Source organism: Pseudomonas sp. rhizo25 (assembly GCF_031931935.1).
GTDB classification, from domain to species: domain Bacteria; phylum Pseudomonadota; class Gammaproteobacteria; order Pseudomonadales; family Pseudomonadaceae; genus Aquipseudomonas; species Aquipseudomonas synxantha.
The window spans coordinates 174,304-196,868 of sequence record NZ_JAUJXA010000001.1 but is presented as its reverse complement, the minus strand read 5'-3'; the positions used below and the strand labels follow the sequence as shown (position 1 = coordinate 196,868).

At 59.8% G+C, this 22,565-nt stretch carries 22 protein-coding genes; 10 read left to right on the top strand and 12 right to left on the bottom strand.

The genetic code is table 11. The features are described from left to right. Position 1: 1 nt before the first annotated feature. A complete protein-coding gene (locus tag QZR30_RS00960; protein ID WP_043050009.1) occupies positions 2-1,150 on the bottom strand; it encodes an efflux RND transporter periplasmic adaptor subunit in 1,149 nt (382 codons plus the stop codon). A gap of 265 nt (positions 1,151-1,415) precedes the next feature. Here QZR30_RS00960 and QZR30_RS00955 point away from each other — a divergent pair, with 265 nt between their 5' ends. After that, on the top strand, positions 1,416-2,048 hold the full coding sequence (locus QZR30_RS00955; RefSeq protein WP_046071361.1) for a TetR family transcriptional regulator: 633 nt from the start codon (positions 1,416-1,418) through the stop codon (positions 2,046-2,048). A 304-nt stretch (positions 2,049-2,352) separates the two neighbouring features. On the opposite strand, the gene QZR30_RS00950 is transcribed toward QZR30_RS00955, so the two are convergent. Genes QZR30_RS00950 through QZR30_RS00940 form a run of 3 tightly spaced genes read right to left on the bottom strand, consistent with a single transcriptional unit; the run spans position 2,353 to position 4,947 of the window. Then, a complete protein-coding gene (locus QZR30_RS00950) occupies positions 2,353-3,408 on the bottom strand; it encodes an alkene reductase (RefSeq protein WP_046071362.1) in 1,056 nt (351 codons plus the stop codon). 31 nt (positions 3,409-3,439) lie between these two features. Continuing rightward, on the bottom strand, positions 3,440-4,606 hold the full coding sequence (locus QZR30_RS00945) for an MFS transporter (protein ID WP_046071363.1): 1,167 nt from the start codon (positions 4,604-4,606) through the stop codon (positions 3,440-3,442). Positions 4,607-4,620: 14 nt separating this feature from the next. Next, positions 4,621-4,947: an ArsR/SmtB family transcription factor gene (locus QZR30_RS00940; RefSeq protein WP_046071364.1), complete on the bottom strand. Its 327-nt coding sequence runs from the start codon at positions 4,945-4,947 to the stop codon at positions 4,621-4,623. A 154-nt stretch (positions 4,948-5,101) separates the two neighbouring features. Here QZR30_RS00940 and QZR30_RS00935 point away from each other — a divergent pair, with 154 nt between their 5' ends. After that, on the top strand, positions 5,102-5,686 hold the full coding sequence (locus QZR30_RS00935) for an acyl carrier protein phosphodiesterase (protein ID WP_046071365.1): 585 nt from the start codon (positions 5,102-5,104) through the stop codon (positions 5,684-5,686). A gap of 45 nt (positions 5,687-5,731) precedes the next feature. On the opposite strand, the gene QZR30_RS00930 is transcribed toward QZR30_RS00935, so the two are convergent. Then, the gene (locus QZR30_RS00930; RefSeq protein WP_056847398.1) at positions 5,732-6,523 is read right to left on the bottom strand and encodes a lysophospholipid acyltransferase family protein; all 792 of its coding nucleotides are present in this window, start codon (positions 6,521-6,523) and stop codon (positions 5,732-5,734) included. Then, complete coding sequence (olsB, locus tag QZR30_RS00925; RefSeq protein WP_003189352.1) at positions 6,523-7,278, bottom strand: L-ornithine N(alpha)-acyltransferase; 756 nt, start codon at positions 7,276-7,278, stop codon at positions 6,523-6,525. The genes QZR30_RS00930 and olsB overlap by 1 nt, the downstream gene beginning before the upstream one ends. A 188-nt stretch (positions 7,279-7,466) precedes the next feature. On the opposite strand from olsB, the gene QZR30_RS00920 reads away from it, so the two are divergent. Both QZR30_RS00920 and QZR30_RS00915 read left to right on the top strand, forming a co-directional pair. Continuing rightward, the gene (locus QZR30_RS00920) at positions 7,467-8,540 is read left to right on the top strand and encodes a serine hydrolase domain-containing protein (protein WP_046071368.1); all 1,074 of its coding nucleotides are present in this window, start codon (positions 7,467-7,469) and stop codon (positions 8,538-8,540) included. Next, the gene (locus QZR30_RS00915; RefSeq protein WP_057021977.1) at positions 8,537-8,851 is read left to right on the top strand and encodes a hypothetical protein; all 315 of its coding nucleotides are present in this window, start codon (positions 8,537-8,539) and stop codon (positions 8,849-8,851) included. The genes QZR30_RS00920 and QZR30_RS00915 overlap by 4 nt, the downstream gene beginning before the upstream one ends. A 90-nt stretch (positions 8,852-8,941) precedes the next feature. Here QZR30_RS00915 and QZR30_RS00910 read toward each other — a convergent pair whose 3' ends face one another. From QZR30_RS00910 to QZR30_RS00890, 5 genes are all read right to left on the bottom strand, one after another. Beyond that, entirely contained in the window at positions 8,942-9,688 is a 747-nt protein-coding gene (locus QZR30_RS00910; protein ID WP_059398155.1) for a hypothetical protein, read from the bottom strand. A 145-nt stretch (positions 9,689-9,833) separates the two neighbouring features. Further along, positions 9,834-10,223 carry a hypothetical protein gene (locus QZR30_RS00905; RefSeq protein WP_059398156.1) on the bottom strand — a complete coding sequence of 130 codons (390 nt, stop codon included), beginning with the start codon at positions 10,221-10,223 and terminating at the stop codon, positions 9,834-9,836. Between the two features lie 138 nt (positions 10,224-10,361). Continuing rightward, positions 10,362-10,751, bottom strand: a complete 390-nt coding sequence (locus tag QZR30_RS00900; protein ID WP_057021979.1) for a hypothetical protein — start codon at positions 10,749-10,751, stop codon at positions 10,362-10,364. Then, positions 10,748-12,241 (bottom strand): PAAR domain-containing protein, encoded by a 1,494-nt coding sequence (locus QZR30_RS00895; protein ID WP_236718758.1) that lies wholly within the window; start codon positions 12,239-12,241, stop codon positions 10,748-10,750. Before QZR30_RS00895 ends, QZR30_RS00900 begins: the two co-directional genes overlap by 4 nt. 113 nt (positions 12,242-12,354) lie before the next feature. Beyond that, complete coding sequence (locus tag QZR30_RS00890; RefSeq protein ID WP_057021981.1) at positions 12,355-12,648, bottom strand: DUF3077 domain-containing protein; 294 nt, start codon at positions 12,646-12,648, stop codon at positions 12,355-12,357. A 528-nt stretch (positions 12,649-13,176) separates the two neighbouring features. Between QZR30_RS00890 and QZR30_RS00885 the strand changes: the two genes are divergently transcribed. From QZR30_RS00885 to QZR30_RS00860, 6 genes are all read left to right on the top strand, one after another. Beyond that, a complete protein-coding gene (locus QZR30_RS00885; protein ID WP_046071371.1) occupies positions 13,177-14,355 on the top strand; it encodes a M20 aminoacylase family protein in 1,179 nt (392 codons plus the stop codon). A 171-nt stretch (positions 14,356-14,526) separates the two neighbouring features. Further along, positions 14,527-15,837, top strand: coding sequence for a citrate-proton symporter (locus tag QZR30_RS00880; RefSeq protein WP_056847395.1), 1,311 nt, complete (start codon positions 14,527-14,529; stop codon positions 15,835-15,837). Further along, positions 15,834-17,276, top strand: coding sequence for an amidase (locus QZR30_RS00875; protein WP_046071373.1), 1,443 nt, complete (start codon positions 15,834-15,836; stop codon positions 17,274-17,276). The genes QZR30_RS00880 and QZR30_RS00875 overlap by 4 nt, the downstream gene beginning before the upstream one ends. A 63-nt stretch (positions 17,277-17,339) precedes the next feature. After that, entirely contained in the window at positions 17,340-18,098 is a 759-nt protein-coding gene (locus tag QZR30_RS00870; RefSeq protein WP_046071374.1) for a helix-turn-helix domain-containing protein, read from the top strand. Between the two features lie 171 nt (positions 18,099-18,269). Beyond that, entirely contained in the window at positions 18,270-18,851 is a 582-nt protein-coding gene (locus QZR30_RS00865) for a YceI family protein (RefSeq protein ID WP_311902852.1), read from the top strand. 1 nt (position 18,852) lies between these two features. Continuing rightward, positions 18,853-20,010, top strand: coding sequence for a phospholipase D-like domain-containing protein (locus tag QZR30_RS00860; protein ID WP_046071376.1), 1,158 nt, complete (start codon positions 18,853-18,855; stop codon positions 20,008-20,010). Positions 20,011-20,138: 128 nt separating this feature from the next. On the opposite strand, the gene bglX is transcribed toward QZR30_RS00860, so the two are convergent. Continuing rightward, positions 20,139-22,430, bottom strand: coding sequence for a beta-glucosidase BglX (bglX, locus tag QZR30_RS00855; protein ID WP_068966576.1), 2,292 nt, complete (start codon positions 22,428-22,430; stop codon positions 20,139-20,141). Between the last annotated feature and the right edge of the window lie 135 nt (positions 22,431-22,565).

Genomic DNA, 22,565 nt, shown 5'->3' with positions numbered 1-22,565 from the left:
ATTACTCCCCTTGACCAGCAGCGGCAGCAGGCGCTGCAGCAGTACCGGCGGGTTTGGCGTTGTCGGCGTCCTTGACCTTGACTTCGATACCCGGTTTGATGAATTGCAGGCCCTCGGTGATCACGCGGTCACCGGCGTCCAGGCCTTTTTCCACCAGCCAGTAGGCACCGGCAGTGCGGTTGGCAACCAGTTCGCGTTGCTCGACCTTGTTGTCCTTGTTCACGATCAGCGCCGTCGGAATACCCCTGAGGTCACGGGTCACGCCTTGTTGCGGAGCGAGAATGGCCTTGCTGTTCACACCCGCTTGCAGCTGGGCGTGCACGAACATGCCCGGCAGCAGCACATGGTCAGGGTTGGGGAACACGGCACGCAGGGTCACGGAACCGGTGGTCTGGTCGACCGACACTTCGGAGAATTCGAGCTTGCCGTCCTGGGCGTAAGGCGTGCCGTCTTCCAGGGTAAGCTTGACCTTGGCCGCGTTGTCGCCGGCTTTCTCCAGTTGGCCACTGGCAAGGTCGCGACGCAGCTTCAGCATTTCAGCCGAGGACTGGGTAACGTCGACGTAGATCGGGTCCAGTTGCTGGATCACGGCCATGGCATCGGCCTGGCCATTGCTGACCAGTGCGCCTTCGGTGACCGAAGAGCGGCCGATACGCCCGGAGATCGGTGCGAACACCTTGGTGTAGCGCACATTGATCTGGGCGCTCTGCAGGTCGGCTTCGGCGGTCATGCGGTCGGCGACGGCGGTGTCGTATTCCTGGCGGCTGACGGCCTGTTCATCGACCAGTTGCTTGTAGCGGTCTGTGATCGACTTGGTCTGGGTCAGCTTGGCCTGGGCGCTCTTGAGTGTCGCCTCATAGACCGACGGGTCGATCTGGTACAACTGCTGGCCTTCCTTCACATCCGCGCCTTCCTTGAACAAGCGCTTGAGAATGATGCCGTTAACCTGAGGCCGGACTTCCGCGATGCGATAGGCCGTGGTGCGGCCTGGCAACTCGGTGGTCAGGGTAAAGGCTTGCGGTTGAATGGTGACCACGCCGACCTGAGGGGTTTGAGCGGGCGGTGCCGCTTCTTCCTTTTTACATCCGCTGAGCAGCGATGCCAGGGCGACGGCAGTGACCAGAGCGGTAACAGCTGGCTTAAGTTGCATGAAGATCCTCGGGTCAGGCGCGCAGAGTGCGCACAAGAAGTGTGGAAAGGTAAAAAACAGGCTGTGAGTGGATAAGTAGCTTGCTACGCAATATACTTACGTTCATGGTTGTTTGTAAACTCTTGACAGGCCGTGCGCAATGTTGACAAAGCAGCGCCCCAAGCCTCGATTCTAGTACGTTCGGCGCCCCTGACGGCGTCGTCCCACAATTATTCAGATGATGGTCAAGCACCATCCACAGTGTCCCGATTGAGGTTTTACTGCCATGGTTCGTCGCACCAAAGAGGAAGCTCAGGAAACGCGCAGCCAGATTCTCCAAGCCGCTGAGCAAGCCTTCTATGAGCGTGGCGTGGCGCGCACCACCCTGGCGGACATCGCCGCGCTGGCGGGGGTGACGCGCGGTGCCATCTACTGGCATTTCAGCAATAAGTCCGATTTGCTCCAGGCATTGCTCGACACGCTGCACGAGCCCCTGGACGAATTGGCCCGCGCCAGTGAAAGCGAGGACGAAGTCGACCCGCTGGGCTGTATGCGCAAGTTGTTGATTCATCTCTACCATGAAGTGGCCCTGGACCCGAAAACCCGGCGCATCAACGAAATCCTGTTTCATAAGTGCGAGTTCACCGATGAAATGTGTGACATGCGCCGCCAACGCCAGACCCACAGTCTTGAATGCAACCTGCGTATCGGCTTGACGTTGCGTAACGCGGTCCATCGCGGGCAACTGCCGGAAACGCTCGATACCACCCGCGGGGCCATATGCATCCATGCGTTTATCCACGGTCTGATCGGACAGTGGCTGTTGGTGCCTGACAGTTTTCAACTGCATCAAGACGCCGAGCGCTGGGCTGATATAGGGCTGGACATGCTGCGCCTGAGCCCCAGCCTGCGCAATTGAGACAAAATGCGTAATTGCATCCAGTTGTGTCAACAGTAAAGACCAGAGACAGTCAATCGTCCCTTTGCCTGATTGGCGGGGTGACTTTATATACGGGCTGGCCTGCGGTTGATAGGTAGCCGGCTAAGTATTTTGTAGCGATATTGTTGCGGTTCTGTGAAGCAATGTTTCCAAGTGGCTACATACAGTCAAAATGTGGGAGGGGGCTTGCTCCCGATAGCGGTGTGTCAGTCAATGATGTGTTGACTGAGCCACCGCTATCGGGAGCAAGCCCCCTCCCAGTTTGTTTTTCTGTTTCAGTCAGTTAGATCGGCAGCGTCGGGTAATCGATATAACCCACCGGGCCCTTGCCATAGAAGGTTTCTGGGTGCGGCTCATTCAGCGCTGCATCCGCCTTCAAGCGCGCCGGCAGGTCTGGGTTGGCAATGAAGGGAATGCCGAAAGCCACGGCATCGGCTTTACCTTCGGCCAGCCAGGCGTTGGCGCTGTCCTTGGTGAAGCGTTCGTTGGCGATGTACACGCCGCCGAAGGCTTTTTTCAGTTGTGGGCCGAGGCTGTCCGCGCCTTCTTTTTCACGGGAGCAGATGAAGGCGATGCCACGTTTGCCCAGTTCGCTGGCGACGTAGGTGAAGGTTTCGGCCAGGTTGGCGTCGCCCATGTCGTGCGCATCGGCACGCGGTGCCAGGTGCACGCCCACGCGGCCGGCGCCCCAGACTTCGATGGCGGCGTCGGTCACTTCCAGCAGCAGGCGCGCACGGTTCTCCAGGGAGCCACCGTAGCTGTCGGTGCGCTGGTTGGTGCTGCTTTGCAGGAACTGGTCGAGCAGGTAGCCGTTGGCGCCGTGGATTTCCACGCCGTCAAACCCTGCAGCCTTGGCGTTCTCGGCACCTACGCGGTAAGCGTCGACGATGTCGGCGATTTCAGCGGTTTCCAGGGCGCGTGGGGTCGGGTAGTCGGCCAATGGACGAACCAGGCTGACGTGACCTTTGGCCTGGATCGCGCTGGGGGCCACCGGGGTTTCGCCGTCCAGGTAGGACTCGTGGGAAATGCGGCCCACATGCCACAGTTGCAGGAAAATCTTGCCGCCCGCACCGTGTACGGCCTTGGTGATGTTGGCCCAGCCGCGCACCTGGTCGTTGGACCAGATGCCTGGGGTGTCCGGGTAGCCCACGCCCATGGGCGTCACGGAGGTGGCTTCGCTGAGGATCAGCCCGGCGGAGGCACGCTGCACGTAGTACTCGGCCATCAGCGCATTGGGCACGCGACCGGCGTCGGCGCGGCAGCGGGTCAGCGGCGCCATGATGATGCGGTTCGACAGTTCCAGGTCGCCCAGTGTGATCGGATCGAAAATAGTCGTCATGGGATAACACCCTTCTCTTTAAGTGGATTGATCAGTTGGTCGCAGGGGCCAGGTCGGCATCGCCGCTCTGACGGAAAGTGATCAGGGTCACCAGCAGGGCCAGAATCGCCAGTGCTGCGGCGGCCAGCGGCACGCTGGTCAGGCCGAAACCATGGGCGATCACGCTGCCACCGACCCAGGCGCCAAGGGCGTTGCCGATATTGAAAGCGCCGATGTTCAAGGTGGACACCAGGTTCGGTGCCGCCTTGCCGAAGGTCACTACGTTGATTTGCAGCGCCGGTACGGCGGCAAACGAAGCGGTGGCCCACAGGAACAGGGTGATTTCGGTGGGGATCAGCGCGACGCTGGTCCAGGACAGGACAGTTGAGACCACCGCCATGCTGATGAACACGCCGATCAGGGTGGCCGCCAGGCGTTTGTCCGCCAGCTTGCCGCCAATAATGTTGCCCACGGTCAGGCCCAGGCCGATCAGCAGCAGGGTCCAGGTCACGCCCTTGGGTGACACGCCGGTGACATCGCCAAGCAGCGGTGCGACGTAGGTAAAGAGGGTGAACATGGAGGCGGCAAACAACGCTGTCATGCTCAGCGACAACCAGATGCCGGCACCCTTGAGGGCTGCCAGTTCGACACGCATGTCGAGTTTTTCTTCGTCACGCTTGGCCGGCAGGAAGCGGATCAGGCCGATCAAGGCGATCACGCCAATCACGGTCACCGCCCAAAAGGTCGAACGCCAGCCCGCTTGCTGGCCCAGGGCGGTGCCCAGTGGTACGCCGAGCACGTTGGCCAGGGTCAGGCCGGTGAACATCAAGGCCACGGCCGAAGCGCGCTTGTTGGCTGGTACCAGGTTGGCCGCCACCACAGAACCAATCCCAAAGAAGGCACCGTGGCACAGCGCCGTGATGACGCGAGCAAACATCAGCACGTTGTAGTCACTGGCCAAGGCGCAGAGCAAGTTGCCGATAATGAAAATGCCCATCAACGCTACCAAGGCGGCCTTGCGTGGCAGCTTGGCGGTGGCCAGTGCCATGAACGGCGCACCGATGGCCACGCCCAGGGCGTAGCCAGTAACCAGCCAGCCGGCGCCGGGAATCGACACGCCCAGGTCCGCCGCCACATCAGGCAGCAGCCCCATGATGACGAACTCGGTGGTGCCGATGGCAAAGGCGCTGAGGGCCAGTATGAGTAGCGAGAGGGGCATCTACGTTTCCTTTATTACAGCGGTGCGCTCATATCAGCGCTGAGTTCAGTGGTGAGCGCCACGAGAAAGGCCTGGATCACTGCCTCGTTGCGTTTGAAAAAGTGCCATTGCCCGGCCTTCTGGCTGCTGATCAACCCGGCTCGTTGCAAAGTGGCCAGGTGGGCCGACACGGTCGACTGGGACAAGCCGCAGCGCTGGTCGATCTGCCCGGCGCAGATGCCGTATTCATGGTTGTGCAGTTGCTCGGGGAATTGCACCTTCGGGTCTTTCAGCCAGGTGAGGATGTCTCGTCGTACTGGGTGCGCCAGGGCTTTTATTATTTCGTCGAGGTCAATGGACATGACAGGTGCTCGGTGTCGTAAAGCGTTATATCGCGATGAGGCGAACTTTAAATCGGTCTATCCCGATATACCAATATGAATTTGATCTGAGGTCAGGCTTAATCGGTATATCGGGTTATAACGATACGTTGAGGGCAGTGTTAGACTGCGCGCCATGAATTATCTCGCACATCTGCACCTGGGCGGCCAACTTCCTGCGCAACTGCTGGGCAGCCTCTATGGCGACTTCGTCAAAGGTCGCTTGCAGGGCCAGTTCAGCCCGCAAATCGAAGCGGCGATCCAGCTGCATCGCTCCATTGACCGTTTTACCGATAGCCATGCGCTGGTGGGTGAGGCGTTGTCGCGTTTCAGCCTGACCCGCAGGCGCTATGCCGGGATCGTCCTCGATGTGTTTTTCGACCATTGCCTGGCGCGGGATTGGGCACTGTATGCCGACCAGCCCCTGGAGCGTTTTACCTCGCAGGTGTATCGCGTGCTGGCGGCCGAACCCGCTTTGCCGGGGCGGCTGGCGCAGATTGCGCCCTACATGGCGGCGGATGATTGGCTGGGCTCGTATCGCGAGTTTGCGGTGATGGAGCAGGTGCTGCGTGGGATTTCGCGGCGGCTGACTGACCCAGACGCGTTGGGGTTTGCGATGCAGGAGTTGCGGGTGTTGTATGAACCACTGAGCAGAGACTTCAGTGAGTTCTACCCAGAATTACAGGCATTCGCACAAACCCAGCAGGCTACACAGAATTAAATGTGGGAGGGGGCTTGCTCCCTCCCACATTTAACCGTGCCCGCTTTAGGCCGCAAACGCAGGCCGAGTATTTACTGGCTCAACCTCCGGCACCGGCCCAAACAATGCCTTCTGCACCGCCTGCTGCGCCTGGAACGCCAACGCCGCACGCTCTTGCCCGGCGCAGGCAATGGGCTTGAGCATATGGATTTCCACATTGCCTTGGTCATTGGAAAACAGGCGCATCAGGTGCGAGAGCAAATCATCATCGCCAATAAACGGTGCCAGCGGGTCGACCTGGCCGTCGCGCAAATAACGGATCGCTACCGGTTGCAGCGACACATCCGCCTCAATCGCGCTGGCCAGTAAACGCCCGTGGAAGGTACGCAGGCTGCGCCCGTCGGTGGTGGTGCCTTCGGGAAACATCAGCAACGGGTGCTGTTGCTCCAGATGACGGGTCATCTGCTTGCGGATCAACTGGCTGTCGCCCGCGCCGCGACGGATAAACAGGCTGCCAGCCTTGGCCGCCAACCAGCCTGCCACCGGCCAGGTGCGCACTTCGGCCTTGGACAGGAACGACATCGGCGTGACCATGCCCAGCAGCGGGATATCCGTCCAGGACACGTGATTGCTCACCCACAGCATCGGCTGTTGCGGCACCTTACCGTGCACCGTCACGCGAAAGGGCAGGGCGTTGCTCAGGCGCGCCATAAAGAACCGCGACCAACGCTGGCGTCGCACCATCGAGTTGGCGACACCCAAGCGCTCGAACAGGCCAAACACACTGGCCATGCTCAAACCCAGCGCCACCACCAGCAGCACCCGGGCGATGCGCCCGTACACACGCAGGCGGCTCATCACATGGCCGCCTTGAAGTGCCGCGCATAACGCGGGCACAACTCATCGCGCTTGAGCAGGATGAACACGTCGGCAACCTGGAAGTCTTCATCCCAGCACGGCTCGCCGCAGATCTTTGCGCCCAGGCGCATATAGGCCTTGAGCAGTGGTGGCATCTCGGCGATGACGTTGGACGGCAGGTCCAGGGCCGGCAGCGGTTTTTTCGGTTCGGCGCGCAGGTGTTCGTTGCACAGGTAGCGTTCGCGCAGGCGCTGCATGATCGCGTGCGCCTGGATACCGCCATCGTGCATCGGGATGCTCGCGCAGCCCATCAGGTAGCTGTAGCCACCCTGGTTGAGCACCTCGGCCAACTCGCCCCACAATACCGCGATGGTACCGCCGTTGCGGTAGGCCGGGTCGACGCAGGTGCGGCCGATTTCGAGGATCGGGCCCTGCAAGTGCAGCAGGCCATGCAGGCTGAATTCTTCTTCGCTGTAGAACCGGCCCAGGGTGCTCGCGGCCTGGTGGTCGAGCAGACGGGTGGTGGCGACGAGTCGACCGCTGTTCAAATCCCGCACGCCGATGTGGCTGCAGTGAACATCATAGTCATCCATGTCCAGGCCCAGTTCCGCGCCTTTCAGCTTGGCGTTGAACTCGCCGCTGAACACGTTGAACCGCAGGGCCTGGGCTTCCTGCAAAGCCTGTGCGCCCACCAGGCGTTCGGCTTGCAGACGGCGTTCATTGCCTTTGTCGCTGATGCGGGCGATCTGAGTCATAGCGAGTCTCCGAGTGCCGGCCAGGTTGTACGGCCAGTCGACTTTGTTGTCCAAAGTCAGGCTATGTAGCCTCGGTGTCATCTCCATGAAGTTACGGTGACGGTTGGATGACAGACCCTGTGTAGCAAATCTGTCATTGGCCTGCGCTAGGCTCGCGGGCTTGAATGCCCCCCCTTGAGTTTGCGTCCATGGTCCGAGGCCTGTTGTGCGTTGCCCTGCTGTTTGTCACCGTTACCGCCCGCGCCGAAACCTGGCCTGAAAAGGATTGGGCCATGGGCGCACCACTCAATGGCCCCGCTGTCGATGCACTGGACGCCTACGCTTTCCCGCCCCGTGACGACACCAGCCGCGAAGGCATTCGTACCGATGCGCTGCTGGTCATTCGTGACGGCGAAATCATCTACGAACGCTACGCCGCGCCATCCACCGCCAGCACGCCGCACCTGACCTGGTCGGTGAGCAAAAGCCTGATGGCCACGGTGCTTGGAGTCGCCTACGGCGAAAACCGCTTCAAGTTGAGCGACCCCGTTGCGCGTTTCTACCCGCCGATGAAGCAGCATCCCAAGGTGACCATGGCCGACCTGCTGCACTGGGCCTCGGGCCTGGACTGGCAGGAAGACTATGAATACGCGCCGCTGAAATCCTCGGTGGTGGCGATGCTCTACACCCGAGGCCGTGGCGATATGGCTGAGTTTGCCGCCAGTACCGACGCTGCTGCTGCCCCGGGCCAGGCGTTTCGTTATTCCAGTGGCGACAGCAACATCTTGTCTGCGGCCCTCAAAGGCATGCTCGGCCACAAGGCATATATGAGCTATCCGTGGGATGCGTTGTTCAAGCCGTTGGGCATTCGCAATGCGACATGGGAAACCGATGCCGATGAAACCTTCGTCGCTTCGTCCTATGCGTACCTCACCGCCCGCGATCTGGCGCGTGTCGGCCTGCTGATGGCGCGGGGTGGACGTTGGGGTGAGCAACAGTTATTGCCTGAAGAATGGGTCGCCTTCAATCGCCAGCCGTTCGCCAAATACAAAAGCGGCCAGGATGAAGCGGTTCCCGGCGGCCAATGGTGGCTCAACACGGGTGCGTCCAGACCGTGGCCCGATGCCCCCGCCAATACCTTCGCCGCATTGGGCCACTGGGGCCAAGCGTTGTTTGTGATACCTGACGAACACCTGGTGATCGTGCGCTACGGCGATGACCGCGACGGCAGCTACCGTCATAACGAACTGCTCAAGCGCGTGCTGGCGGCGGTGCGGTCATGATCCGTCGTCGGCCGTTTACCAGTCTGTTTCTGCTGCTGTTGCTCGCCCTGCTGGGCTGGGTGTGGCATGAGCGCGTCAACCTGCAAGCCTTCCCCGACATCATCGCGGCATACACCGCCAAGGAGTATTGCTCGTGCCGGTATGTGGAAAACAACCCGGCGCAGTATTGCCGTGGGTATGTGAAGCAGTACGTGCCGACCAGTGCGTTGATCGACACGCCTGAGCGCAGTGAAGTGACGGCGAGTGGGTTGGGGCGTACGCATACGGCTAGGTGGTTGGGGGAGCGGCAGGGGTGTCGCTTGGTGCCGTGAGGTAGCTGATCAGGCGGGTTTGCCAGAAACGCTGCATGATCGGCGTATAGCTTTGTGTCGAATATTGTTCTCCGCCCTTGTTTGAATGTTTCATTCGCTAAGCAGATACAGCCCCAGCAAGCAGGAAAGTAATATGATTTCTGAAATAAAAAAACCGAACAGCTTGAGTTTAAGGTGTTGAGGGAGGTTTTTTAGTTCCTGCGGTTCAAGTGTGCCGCGACTTACAAAGAATCGACTGCATGTAATTATTATTGATGTGGCTACTATAAATATTATGGTTGCAGTCCAGCTGGTAGCGTTGAGTCTGGCTCTGATTGTAATGGCAGAGCTATGCCTGAACCCAAGAATGATTGAGCTGCCATGTTTCTTTCCCATCCATAAACAAGCTAAAGCCCAGATCGGCACTGCTATGATGGTCAGCACTGCCACGCCCAAGTGAAGAGGGGGCATGGCGGTCCATTTAACAAGAAATATTAGCCAGCAAAACAAAAACATCCAAGTGAAGATATATAAAGATTTATTGAGGATAGATAAGCGCCTTTTGAGTGCTTTGGGGAATTTATCTATATCTTCAATGCAAGCTCCGCCGTCAGGTAGAAAAAGGCGTGGCGTGCTTATGACGCTGAAAATCCTGCCTAAAACAACCAGCCTCCCCAAAGGACCACCGTGAATTAAGCCTGATAGCATGATCACGGCAGGACAATTTTTTAGACAATTCAGCATTAGCTCCATCTTGGTATAGGCAATATGCAGCAACATGCCTAGGGCAATTACTGTGCCGCCAAACCCGATCAAGCTGACACATAGGAATATTGTATCCGCTGTACTAACGCTCACGTTGTTGCCTCATAAATGACTTCTCCCATTTGTTTCGCCTTTGTAAAGGTGATCTCGGTAGCAAAGACTCCAAGGTTTAAATGAATGAAACGCAGGTTTATTAGCAGAAGCTGACCTGTCAGGGACCTTGGTAAGTCCGGTTGTATTACTTGAGCTTCAACAGAATGACTACAAGTATCAGCCACGCTAAAGAGGCAAGCATCAGTGCCGTATCGGCAATCAGATGCCTTTTCAGATGAGGCGGGAAATGTTCAAGATCGGCAGGGTTTATATCTCCCATACGGATATATGCCTTTGACCACAAAACCACTCCGGCAATTTTCGAAATTTCCAATAGGGACCAAATCAAGCCCCGCCTCCCTAAGCTCGGCCCCCAAAGATAAATATAACGGCTGTTCTTTAAGGCCTCCCTTATGGCGTCTAGGTGGTAGCGGCTCAGGTAAAGACTGTATCCAGTACCGGCAATTGCGAGGAGACCAGGGGTACCAATAAAAATGATCGCAATCCAGGGGGCCCAGGTGTCGATGCTGGTCATGGCTGAGTAACCTCGTAGATTTTCTCCCCCATAGCTTCGCCAGCGATCCCGCCACCCGGCGCACCGACCTTGTCCAAATGGTGCACTAAGCTGCGACTGGATATGCCGAGAGCCGATTTCAACTTGGGAACTATTACCTTACTCAAACTCTATCAACACAGATATGGCCGCCAGCCAAATAACCCCCACCACTATTAATCCCGTTACGACTTTCAGTCGACGTTTAAGGTAAGGAGGGAAGTTTTCAAGATCAATGGGGTCAAGCTCACCCATGCGAAGTGATGCCCTTGGCATCAGGATCATCCCAGCGATTTTTGATATTTCCAAAAGGGACCAAATCAAACCCCGCTTACCCAGGCTCGACCCCCACAGATAAATATAACGACTGTTCCTTAAAGCCTCCTTCATGGCGCCCAGATGATGGTGGCTTAGGTACAGACTGTATGTAACAGCCACAATTGCAATCAGAATTGGCCCGGCCAGAAGCCAGATAAGTAGCCAGGACTTCCAAAATTCCTCGATGGTCATGGCAGAGTTTTCTCATACAATTTTTCACCCAATGTTTCGCCACCGCTACCGCCGTAAGTGGTGCCTGCCCAAGTGCCAGTTCCTACTAGGGCGGCGACACAGACAACGCCCCCTATACCTGTAGAGACGCCAAGCGCCACACAAATCGAACTACTGGCAGATCTGGCCATCAGTCCGCCCAGCGTACCGCCTGCGGTGGCACCGGCGAATTTTCCTCCCTCAGTAAACTTAACCTTCTCACACGCAGCCCCAGAATCCCCGTTACACACCTGCTCAATAGCTAGCAGCGAGGAGATACCGCCAAGACCAATACCGATGTAACCACCTGCCTTCATATACTTCGTGGCACGACTGACCGCCTCCACATGAGCGGCATACCCCGGAATCTGCCCCGGTCCACCCGCTTTGTCCCAGTGATGCACCAGGCTGCGGCTGGAAATTCCCAGGGCCGTTTTCAACTTCGGGTGATCGCCCAAAGTTGTCTGGCCACGCAAGCGCGTGGAGTTGAGTAAATGGGCATCCAGCTGGTTCATCAGCCGATGACGATCGGCAAAGAACTGCGTCGATTTAAGGTGGCCGTGCTGGCGATAGTTTTCTTGATGCAAGTGCTCGATGGCTTGAAGGGCGTCGCGCAGGCTGGTCAGGTGTTTTTCCATCACCACCGCGCTGACGCCGAGCCAGGTTGAGGTATGGCCTATGAAGCTGGCGATTTCGGCACCGTGTCGATACAGAAAGTCGGCCTCGTCCGGCGTAAGGGAATCCAGGGAGGCATCGACTTGTTGAGCGGCCTGCATCAACTGCGCTTCCTGATAAGTGCAGGAGGTGTTGTTCGGATCGCTGAGCACGATCATTGAGCCGGCTTTGACGTTGCCGGTATTGGGATTCAGTGATTGAAACTTACGCATCACAGCCGGATCAATCGTCGAAAAAAGTGTGGTCTCCAATGCTTCGCGGGACATGCTCTTGGGCACGATGTAGAAGCCTGGTTCCTGACCCAGCGCCCCGTTGAATGCCGTTGGCACTGTACGACCGGAAGGCGTGAAAGCTGATTGAGACGGCGTTTCTGGGTTGCCGTTTACAGCTGCCTCATTCGGTTGAGCAACCCGCTGACTCGCTGGCGGTTCTGCTTCTCGCTTTTCGTAGGTGGCCTTTAACACCGAAGGAATCAACCGGGCTCCACAGGGGCAACTGCTCACGCTATCCAGCGTGCCAGCAACACGTTTTCCATTGCGCCTCATATTGGAAATGCCGCCTAGGATCCGGAAGTTTCCGGCATGATTTCCGCAAGTGACCCGAGCACCTTCCAGAGCACGGTGAAGGCCATGTAACTTGAATGTTGGATCACCCTCGAGAATTCGTCCGCCGCACGTCGTTTGGTCCCCTAAAACAACATAGTGCCCTTTGCTCATTTTCTTGCCCCTTATCATCCAAGTCGTTGTTGCCACACCTTCCTCAATCGAGGTAAACGAGAACGAGGAAGTCAGCGACAAGCCAAACTTTGGAGAGGGATTTGCTGAGGGTAAAGTCGGACGATTCCGTGAGTTTCGTCGTATAAATCTGAAGGGATTGCGGCGCCCGATGCCGTGCACCGGGCGCGTATTAATTACTGCGCAGGTGGAGTGCCTGGCTGCATCGCCAGCAGCAGGTCGTCGATGATGGCTTTGCCCATTTCGCCCAAGTAATGCGAGGCGAACGCAAACCTCTCGGCCCTTGGGTCCATGGCGGCTTCAAGGGAGAGCATTTTGGCGTAGTAGAGCACGTGAGATGCGTGTTCGAGAGCTTCTACAAGCGGAACCCCGGCGTTGACGCGGAATAGTTTCAGATGGCTTTTGTTTTCTCCGCAGTCTGCGAAGGTGGCGGCGCCGATGGTTTCGGCTGAGGGTATTTCGTACGGCATAAGCTTGCTCCTTTGGTACAACCAAAAAGAGCTGCCATTCACGATTCCAAGCATGAGGGTGGCAGCTGTACGCAGGTTGGAATCCGAGAAGAAGCAACTCGGCAGGCACAAGGCCTCCCACGCACAGCCGCCATAAAGCACAAACAGCGGGCACAAAAAAGCGCCGACTGATTGCATGACGACGCTGTAGCGTCTTCTTTCTCGGGATTCCACGCCCGGTCACTGATGAGCAGCGACGGTGGGGAGATTAACGCTATGCAGGCGCCCTCGCAACCGGTGGCAAATGGCTGTTGTGTTTAGCGAGCATGCTGATGGCAGCGGCGGGTCAGTTAGAAATGTTTTGGCTGGCACTCAGTCATCGGGAGCAAGCCCCCTCCCACATTATGATCTCCAGAGATTTTAAGAAAATGGTTGGCCTTAGGTTCCACTGGGTGGAACCACCTTTGATTGTCCTCGCGCCCACATCGCGGTTAGCTGGCGGTGTGTCGCCAACAAGAACGGGAACACCCGCCTGTGAGGAGAATCACCATGCGCCCACACCAGCACATCCTGGATTGGCTCAGCGACGTTGCCAGCGACTTGCACGCTGTGCGTCACGATATCCATGCTCATCCTGAGCTTGGCTTTGAAGAGAACCGTACCTCGGCACTGGTCGCGCAATCCTTGCGGGAGTGGGGGTATGAGGTGCATACCGGCATCGGCAAGACTGGTGTGGTCGGCGTGCTGCGTAACGGCAGCAGCTCGCGCACGTTGGGCATTCGTGCCGATATGGACGCCTTGCCCATCATCGAAAACACCGGCGCGGACTACACCAGCCAGCACGCCGGTTGCATGCACGCCTGCGGGCATGACGGTCATACCACCATGTTGCTCGGCGCTGCCCGCTACCTGGCGGCGACGCGGCAATTCGACGGCACGCTGAATCTGATTTTCCAACCCGCCGAAGAAGGCCAGGGCGGTGCCGAGGCGATGCTGGCGGAGGGTTTGCTGGAGCGTTTTCCCTGTGATGGGTTGTTTGGCATGCACAATATGCCGGGCTTGCCAGCAGGGCATTTGGGGTTAAGAGTTGGCCCAATGATGGCCTCCCAGGACTTGCTCACTGTCACCCTCGAAGGCGTCGGCGGCCATGGCTCCATGCCGCACTTGACCGTGGACCCGTTGGTAGCGGCCGCGAGTATGGTCATGGCCCTGCAGACGGTGGTGGCGCGCAATATCGACACCCAGGAAGCCGCCGTGGTCACGGTAGGCGCCTTGCAGGCCGGTCAGGCGGCCAACGTGATTCCCCAGCAAGCGTTATTGCGCCTGAGCCTGCGCGCACTCAACCCCAAGGTGCGCGAGCAGATGCTCGAGCGGGTCAACGCAATCATCCAGACCCAGGCCGCCAGCTTCGGCTGCACGGTGCAGATCGAACACCGCCCGGCCTATCCGGTGCTGGTCAACCACGCCGAAGAAACCGAGTTTGCCCGCCAGGTCGGCGTAGCCTTGCTCGGCGCCGACGCCGTGGACGGCAACACCCGCACGCTGATGGGCAGCGAAGACTTCGCCTGGATGCTGCAACGCTGCCCCGGCAGCTACCTGTTTATCGGCAATGGCGTATCGCGGCCGATGGTGCATAACCCCGCCTATGACTTCAACGACGACATCCTGCTGACCGGCGCCGCCTATTGGGGCGCGCTGGCCGAGAGCTGGTTGAAACCAGCTGGATGATCCGAATACCCGTAGGAGCGAGCTTGCTCGCGAGAAACCAACAGACGACTCGGGCTACCTGAAAGCGCTGCGTCATCGTTGACGATTTTCGCGAGCAAGCTCGCTCCTACAGCAACACCTTTTTTTCTGCCGCTGGACCCTTTCCCTTATCGGTTGAATGGAGTGTTCCTCATGCAGACTTCAAAACCTGGCGTCTCCCGCACCCGTCAAGTGGTGGCGGCCGTGATCGGCAACGCGCTGGAGTGGTACGATTTTATCGTCTATGGCTTTCTGGCCAGCATCATCGCCCGGCAATTCTTCCCCTCCGAGGATGAATACGCTTCGCTGCTGATGGCCTTGGCCACCTTTGGTGTGGGCTTTTTCATGCGCCCGGTGGGCGGCATCCTGTTGGGTATCTACTCCGACCGCAAAGGCCGCAAGGCGGCGATGCAGTTGATTATCCGGCTGATGACCGTGTCCATCGCAATGATCGCCTTTGCGCCAAACTATGCCGCCATCGGCATGGGCGCGCCGCTGCTGATCGTGGTGGCGCGCATGCTCCAGGGCTTTGCCACCGGCGGGGAATACGCCAGTGCCACCGCGTTCCTGGTAGAAAGTGCGCCGGCTCATCGCAAGGGCTTGTACGGCTCGTGGCAGCTGGTGGGGCAGTGCCTGGCGGTGTTTGGGGGAGCAGCGATGGTGGCGCTGGTGACGCACTTCTTTTCCCCCGAAACCCTCGACCTGTGGGGCTGGCGCCTGCCCTTCGTGCTGGGCTTGCTGATCGGCCCGGTGGGGTTGTGGATTCGTCGGCACATGGAAGACCCGGAAGAGTTCATTGAGGCGCGCAGAAACGCCACCGGCCCGGCGCCGAGCCTGATGAATGTGTTGCGTGATCATCGCCGCAGCATCCTGGTGTCCATGGGCCTGGCCTGTGGGGCGACGGTGTCGTTCTATGTGGTGCTGGTGAACATGCCGACCTTCGCCCACAAGAACCTCGGCCTGCCGTTGGACGAGGTGCTGATGGTGCAGATGTTTGCGGTGGCGCTGATGACCGTGGTGATTCCGTTGTCCGGCCTGCTTTCGGATCGCCTGGGGCGGCGGCCGGTGCTGATGGCGTTCACCCTGGCCTTCTTCGTGATGGTCTACCCACTCTATGTCTGGGTGGCCGCCGCGCCGTCCATCGAGCGTTTGCTGGTGATGCAGGTGATGCTGTGCACCGCCATTGGCGGGTTCTTCGGCCCGGCACCGACGGCATTGGCCGAGCAGTTTCCCATCGAGGTGCGCTCGACCGGCGTGTCAGTGGCCTATAACGTAGCGGTGATGGTGTTCGGTGGTTTTGCACCGCTGATCGTGACTTGGTTGAGCAAAGTGTTGGGCACACCGGTGGCGCCGTCGTTCTATGTGTTGTTCGCTTGCGTGCTGACGCTGTTGGGCACTTACTGCATGCAGGAGGCACCGCGGGCGAAAAAACCGCTGCCGTTTTCAAGCGAGGTGAAGCCTTGAGTATTGTTGATTGGGATGCCACGCAACTGTCGCGAGCGATCCATGGGCGGCAGGTGTCGTGTGAAGAGGTGATGCAGGCGTACCTGGCGCAGATCCAGCGCTTTAACCCCAGGGTGAATGCACTGGTGTCGTTGCGCGACAGCGATGCCGTGCTGGCCGAGGCGAGAGCCTGTGATCGTGAGCTGGACCACGGCCAGTCCCGCGGCTGGATGCACGGCATGCCCCAGGCGATCAAGGACCTGGCGGCGACCCAAGGCTTGCGCACCACCCTGGGCTCACCGTTGTTTGCCGAGCATGTGCCGAGTGAAGACGCCATCAGCGTGGCGCGGGTGCGGGCCAGTGGCGCGATCATCATCGGCAAGACCAACGTGCCGGAGTTCGGCCTGGGCTCCCATACCTACAACACGCTGTTCGGTACCACCGGCAATGCTTATGACCCGCGCCTGTCGGCCGGCGGCAGCAGCGGCGGGGCGGCGGTGGCCCTGGCGCTGCGCATGCTGCCGGTGGCCGATGGCAGCGACATGATGGGCTCGCTGCGCAACCCGGCGGCGTTCAACAATGTGTTCGGCTTGCGCCCATCTCAGGGGCGTGTGCCCCACGGGCCGATGCCGGAACTGTTCGTGCAGCAGTTGGGTACCGAAGGCCCGATGGGCCGCAGCGTGACGGATGTGGCGCGGTTGCTGAGCATCCAGGCCGGTTACGACCCACGGGCGCCGTTGTCATCCCAGGATGATCCCGCGATGCTGGGCCAGCCGCTGCAGCGCGACTTCAAAGGCGCACGCCTGGGCTGGCTGGGGGACTACAACGGTTATCTGCCGATGGAAGACGGCGTGATGAGCCTGTGCGAAACCGCCCTGGGTGACTTCGCCGAGCTTGGCTGCGAAGTAGAAAGCTGCCAGCCGGACTTTTCAATGGCTCGACTGTGGCGCTGCTGGCTGGTACACCGCCATTGGCTGGTGCACGGCAACCTCGGCGCGGCCTATGCCAACCCGAAAAAACGTGCACTGCTCAAGCCTGAAGCGCAATGGGAAGTGGAGGGCGGCCTCGGCTTGAGCGCCCAGCAGGTGTACCAGGCGTCGGTGGATCGTAGCGAGTGGTATAGAGCCCTGACCAAGTTGTTCGAGCGTTACGATTTCCTGCTGCTGCCTACCGCTCAACTGTTCCCTTTCGATGCACAACAAGCGTGGCCGTGCCATGTGGCCGGGCGCGAAATGGACACCTATCACCGCTGGATGGAAGTGGTGATCGGCCCAACCCTGGCCGGCTTGCCGAGCATGAGCATCCCCGTGGGCTTCAACCCCCGGGGCCTGCCCATGGGCCTGCAAATCATCGGCCCGGCCCAGGCGGACCGCGCCGTGCTGCAATTGGCCTATGCCCATGAACAGCTGACCCAATGGGTACGACGCCGGCCGCCGGAATGTCTTGCAGCGACCGGCTGAGCCGCGACCGGGCCTGCATCTTGCTGTGAAAATGATCATCCACCGGCAACAGGGAGATCGAACATGGACACAGGCACCGTACGCTCGGTTGAGCGCGCACTGGCAATCGTCGAGTTGCTGGGTGAGCACCAGGCCCTGGGGCTGGAGGAACTGCACTACCTCACGCGCCTGCCCAAGGCCACGGTGTCGCGCATGTTGCTGACCTTGCAGGAACAGGGCTGGGTCTATCGCGGCCTGAGCGATCGGCGCTACCGCCTGCGTGCACGACGTTTGTTTGGCGATACCCAGCAACGCTTCAGGCGCCAGGTGGTGGAAAGCGCGGCGCCGTGGTTGGTGGAGCTGAGCGAACGCACCGGCTTGGTGGTGGACTTGTCCTGTTTCGACGGCGAGCGCCTGGAAGTCATGGAGAGCGCGATTCCCAGTGTGTTGCGCAAGCTGTACCCGAACAACTGCCAGATCGTCGGCCAGTACGCCAGCCTGTTCCACTCGGCGATGGGCAAGGCGTGCCTGACGCAACTGCCCCTTGATGAAGTGCAACGCCTGGCGGGCCGCGACCGGGTGGCCGCCGATGAGCAATACCATGCGTGCGAGCACACCCAGCACCAGGGGTTCGGCCAGCGTACCGAGGGCTATTGGGAATACCCGGTGCGTCTGCCGTTCCTGATCCGGGCGGTGGCGTTGCCGGTGCGCGCCCATGGCCGGTTGGTGGGCAGCATGGCCTTGCATTGGCCGATGCATCAGGCGCCGGTGGAGCGGGTGTTGAACCTGCATATGGCCAGCCTTGAAGAAACGATCTGCGAAGTTCAACGGGCATTGGCCTGAACAGTCGCCGCCGGACCCATGTGGGAGGGGGCTTGCTCCCGATAGCAGGGTGTCAGCCACTGGATGAGTTGCTGGTCCACCGCCTTCGGGAGCAAGCCCCCCACATTGGATTTGCGCCGTTCGTGAGATTGCGCTTAATGTTCGCCCAGGTTTTTTGCCCCATGAGTCTTTATGTTCAATGTCAAACCCCTGGTCTTCGCCCTGCTGACCTGTGCCAGCGTGCCTGCCCACGCCGACTGGTACCTGGATAACGAATCCTCGCGCCTGTCTTTCGTCACCACCAAAAACACCGAGATTGCCGAGGTGCATCGCTTCCTGGTGTTGCATGGCAAGGTCGACGCCAAGGGCGCGGCGCAGTTGCAAGTGGAGATGGAGTCGATCAACAGTGGCATTCCGCTGCGCGACGAGCGCATGCGCAAGGAGCTGTTCCAGATCAAGACCTTCCCCGACGCGTTGATCAGCGCGCAGATCAATCTGCAACCGATCAACGACCTGGCGCCCGGCGCGCAGTTGGAATTGCGCCTGCCGCTGAGCGTTACCCTGCATGGCAAGACCCAGACCTACAGCGCCGAATTGCTCGCCACGCGCCTGGATGAGCGGCGCTTCCAGGTGGTGACCCTGGAGCCGGTGGTGTTGCATGCCGAGGATTTCGAGCTGGCGCCGGGCGTAGCGGCGTTGCGCAAGGCTGCCGGGCTTAAGTCGATCAGCCTGTCGGTGCCGGTGGGTGCGGTACTGATCTTCACGGCGCGCTGACATGAGCGGCGCAGTGTTCCCGTGGCGCAGCGCCAATCAGTTCGAATTGCTGATCGACGGGCCGAGTTTCTTCCCGCAGATGCTGGTGGGCATTGCCCGGGCCGAGCAGCAGGTCGATCTTGAATTGTATTTGGTCGAAGCCGGGGCCTGTGCCGACGCCATGGTGCAGGCGCTGGTGCTGGCCGCCGAGCGTGGTGTGCAAGTGCGCTGCCTGTTTGATGATTACGGCAGCCTGGCGTTTACCCTCGGGCTGCGCAAGCGCTTGATCGATGCTGGCGTGGAGCTGCGCTTCTACAATCGCCTGAACTGGCGGCGCTGGATGCGCAACCTGTACCGTGACCACCGCAAGCTGTTGCTGATCGACCAGGGTATCGCCGTGGTCGGCGGCACGGGCGTCACCGATGAGTTCTGGACGCCAGGGCAAGACAGCGCCGACTGGCATGAAGTGATGGTGCAGATCAGCGGCCCGCTGGTGCTGGACTGGCAGGCGCTGTTCGACCGTCAATGGCACGCCAACGCGGCGCGCCGTGAATGGAAACCGGCGACCCATTTCGGTTTGCCGCGCCTGCCCAAGGTGCCTGCGATGGGCCCCGGCCTGGGTCGTGTGGCCTATGCCGACGCCCGTCAACACCGGGATATCCTGCAATCGCTGATCCGCGCCTTGAACCGCAGCAAGGGGCGGATCTGGCTGGCGACGCCTTACTTCCTGCCGACCTGGAGCGTGCGTCGTGCCTTGCGCAGGGCGGCAGGGCGGGGTGTGGATGTGCGTTTGCTACTCACCGGGCCACGTACCGATCACCCGTCAGTACGCTACGCCGGCCATCGTTATTACCCGCGTCTGCTGCGTGCAGGCGTACAGATCTTTGAATACCAGCCGTGCTTTTTGCACCTGAAAATGGTGCTGGTGGATGATTGGGTGAGCATTGGTTCATGCAATTTCGATCACTGGAATTTGCGCTTCAACCTGGAAGCCAACCTCGAAGCGTTGGACCCGGGATTGACGGCGGCGGTGGTGGCCAGTTTCGAAACCGATTTTGCCCAGAGCCAGGCGGTGAGCCTGGAGGCATGGAAAGCGCGGCCGTTGTGGCGGCGGGTGAAGCAGAGGGTGTGGGGGTGGATTGATCGGTTGGTGGTCAATCTGCTCGACCGGCGCGGCTAACAAGAACAATGAGGTCAAATGTGGGAGGGGGCTTGCTCCCGATGGCGGTGTTTCAGTTAACAGATTCATTGACTGACCCACTGCTATCGGGAGCAAGCCCCCTCCCATATTTTTGACCGCGTCAGGCGTTAGAGCAGTTCAAAGGTCTGTTGCTGCACATCCTGGGAATCCAGCCCGATCTGCACATTGAACTCACCCGGTTCCGCCGCGAACTTGAGTTGGGCGTTGTAGAACTTCAAGTCCTCCTCGGTGATGGTGAAGTGCAGCGTGCGTTCTTCACCGGCTTTGAGCATGACCTTCTGGAAGTTCTTCAGCTCCTTGATCGGGCGGATCATCGAGCCGGCCACGTCCTGGATATACAACTGCACCACGGTTTCGCCATCGACCTTGCCGGTGTTCTTCACCGTGACGCTGGCGTCGAGCTTGCCGGTCTTGTTCAGGGTGGTGGACGACAGCGCCATGTCCGCCAGGCTGAACGTGGTGTAGCTCAGGCCATAGCCAAATGGAAACAGCGGACCTGTGGTGTCATCGAAGTACTGCGAGGTGTAGTTGCCCGGCTTGCCTGGGGTGAACGGCCGGCCAATGGTCAGGTGGTTGTAGTAGGTGGGAATCTGCCCCACCGAACGCGGGAAGGTGATCGGCAGCTTGCCCGACGGGTTGTAGTCACCGAACAGCACGTCGGCGATGGCGTTGCCGCCTTCGGTGCCGGCGAACCAGGTTTCCAGGATCGCGTCGGCCTGCTGGCTCTCATCGAGGATCGACAGCGGACGGCCGTTCATCAGCACCAAAACCAACGGTTTGCCGGTAGCTTTCAGGGCCTTGATCAGGTCGCGCTGGCTTTGCGGGATGTTCAGGTCGGTGCGGCTCGACGACTCGTGGGACATGCCACGGGACTCGCCCACCGCCGCGACGATCACGTCGGCGTTCTTCGCCGCTTTCACTGCTTCGTCGATCAGCACTTGGGCAGGGCGCGGGTCATCCACCACTTCCGGGGCATCAAAGTTGAGGAAGTTGAGGTAGTCGAGCACTGCCTTGTCGCCGGTGATATTGGCACCGCGGGCATAGATCACTTTGCCTTTCTCGCCGATCACCGCGTTCAGGCCGTCGAGCAGGGTCACCGATTGCGCAGGCCGGCCGGCAGCGGCCCAACTGCCCATCATGTCGATAGGGGCCTTGGCCAGCGGGCCGACCAGGGCGATGGTCGCGGATTTTTTCAGCGGCAGGGTTTCGTTGTGGTTTTTCAGCAACACCAGGCTACGGCGTGCGATATCCCGGGCCTCGGCGCGGTGCAGGCGGCTGTCGGCGTAGGTGTCGACCGGGTCATCCTCGGCCTTGCCGATGCGCAGGTACGGGTCCTTGAACAGGCCCATGTCGTACTTGGCGCCGAGCACTTCGCGCACGGCGTTGTCGATGTCGCTCTGCTCAATCTCTCCGGACTTGAGCAGCCCGGGCAATTCCTTGCCGTACAGCGAGTCGTTCATGCTCATGTCGATGCCGGCCTTGATCGCCAGCTTGGCGGCTTCGCGCCCGTCCTTGGCCACGCCGTGCTTGATCAGCTCGAAGATTGCGCCGTGGTCGCTGACGGTCAGGCCCTTGAAGCCCCAGTCTCTGCGCAGCAGGTCGTTCATCAGCCAGGTGTTGGCGGTGGCGGGCACGCCGTTGATCGAGTTTAACGCCACCATCACGCCGCCGGAACCGGCCTTGATTGCCGCGTGGTAGGGCGGCAGGTAGTCCTGGTACATCTTGACCGGGCTCATGTCGACCACGTTGTAGTCGCGCCCGCCTTCCACCGCGCCGTACAGGGCGAAGTGCTTGACGCTGGCCATCAGGCTGTCGGCATTCGCGGGGCTGGTGCCCTGGAACGCCTTGACCATGACTTCGGCAATGCGCGAGACCAGGTAGGTGTCTTCCCCGAACCCTTCGGAGGTGCGGCCCCAGCGTGGGTCGCGGGAGATATCGACCATCGGCGCAAAGGTAATGTCGAGGCTGTCGGCAGCGGCTTCCTGGGCGGCGATGCGCCCGGAGCGGCCGATGGCGTCCATGTCCCAGCTGGAGGCCAGGGCCAGGCTGATCGGGAAAATCGTACGGTGGCCGTGGATCACGTCGTAGGCGAAGAACATCGGGATCTTCAAGCGGCTGCGCATGGCCGCGTCCTGCATCGGACGGTTTTCCGGGCGGGTGATGGAGTTGAACGTGCCACCGATGCGGCCGGCGGCGATTTCCTGGCGGATCAGTTCCCGGGGCATTTCCGGGCCGATGCTGATCAGGCGCAATTGGCCGATCTTTTCATCCAGGGTCATTTGCTTGAGCAGGTCGCTGACGAAGGCGTCCTTGTCTTTAAGCGCAGCAGGCTTTGTTTCTGCCCAGACGGGGTGGGTGGCCAGAGTGGCAACAAGGCCGAGCAAACACAGCTTCTTCATGAATATCCTTTTTCGGCTCACTGCACAGCGATAACGCTGATCGGCCAAAATGTGGGGAGCGTCTATTGTTGTTCGGGTGTTGTTCAGATAAATGCAGCACACTCTGAACTCTTTTTCGCGCTGGGCATCTTTGTA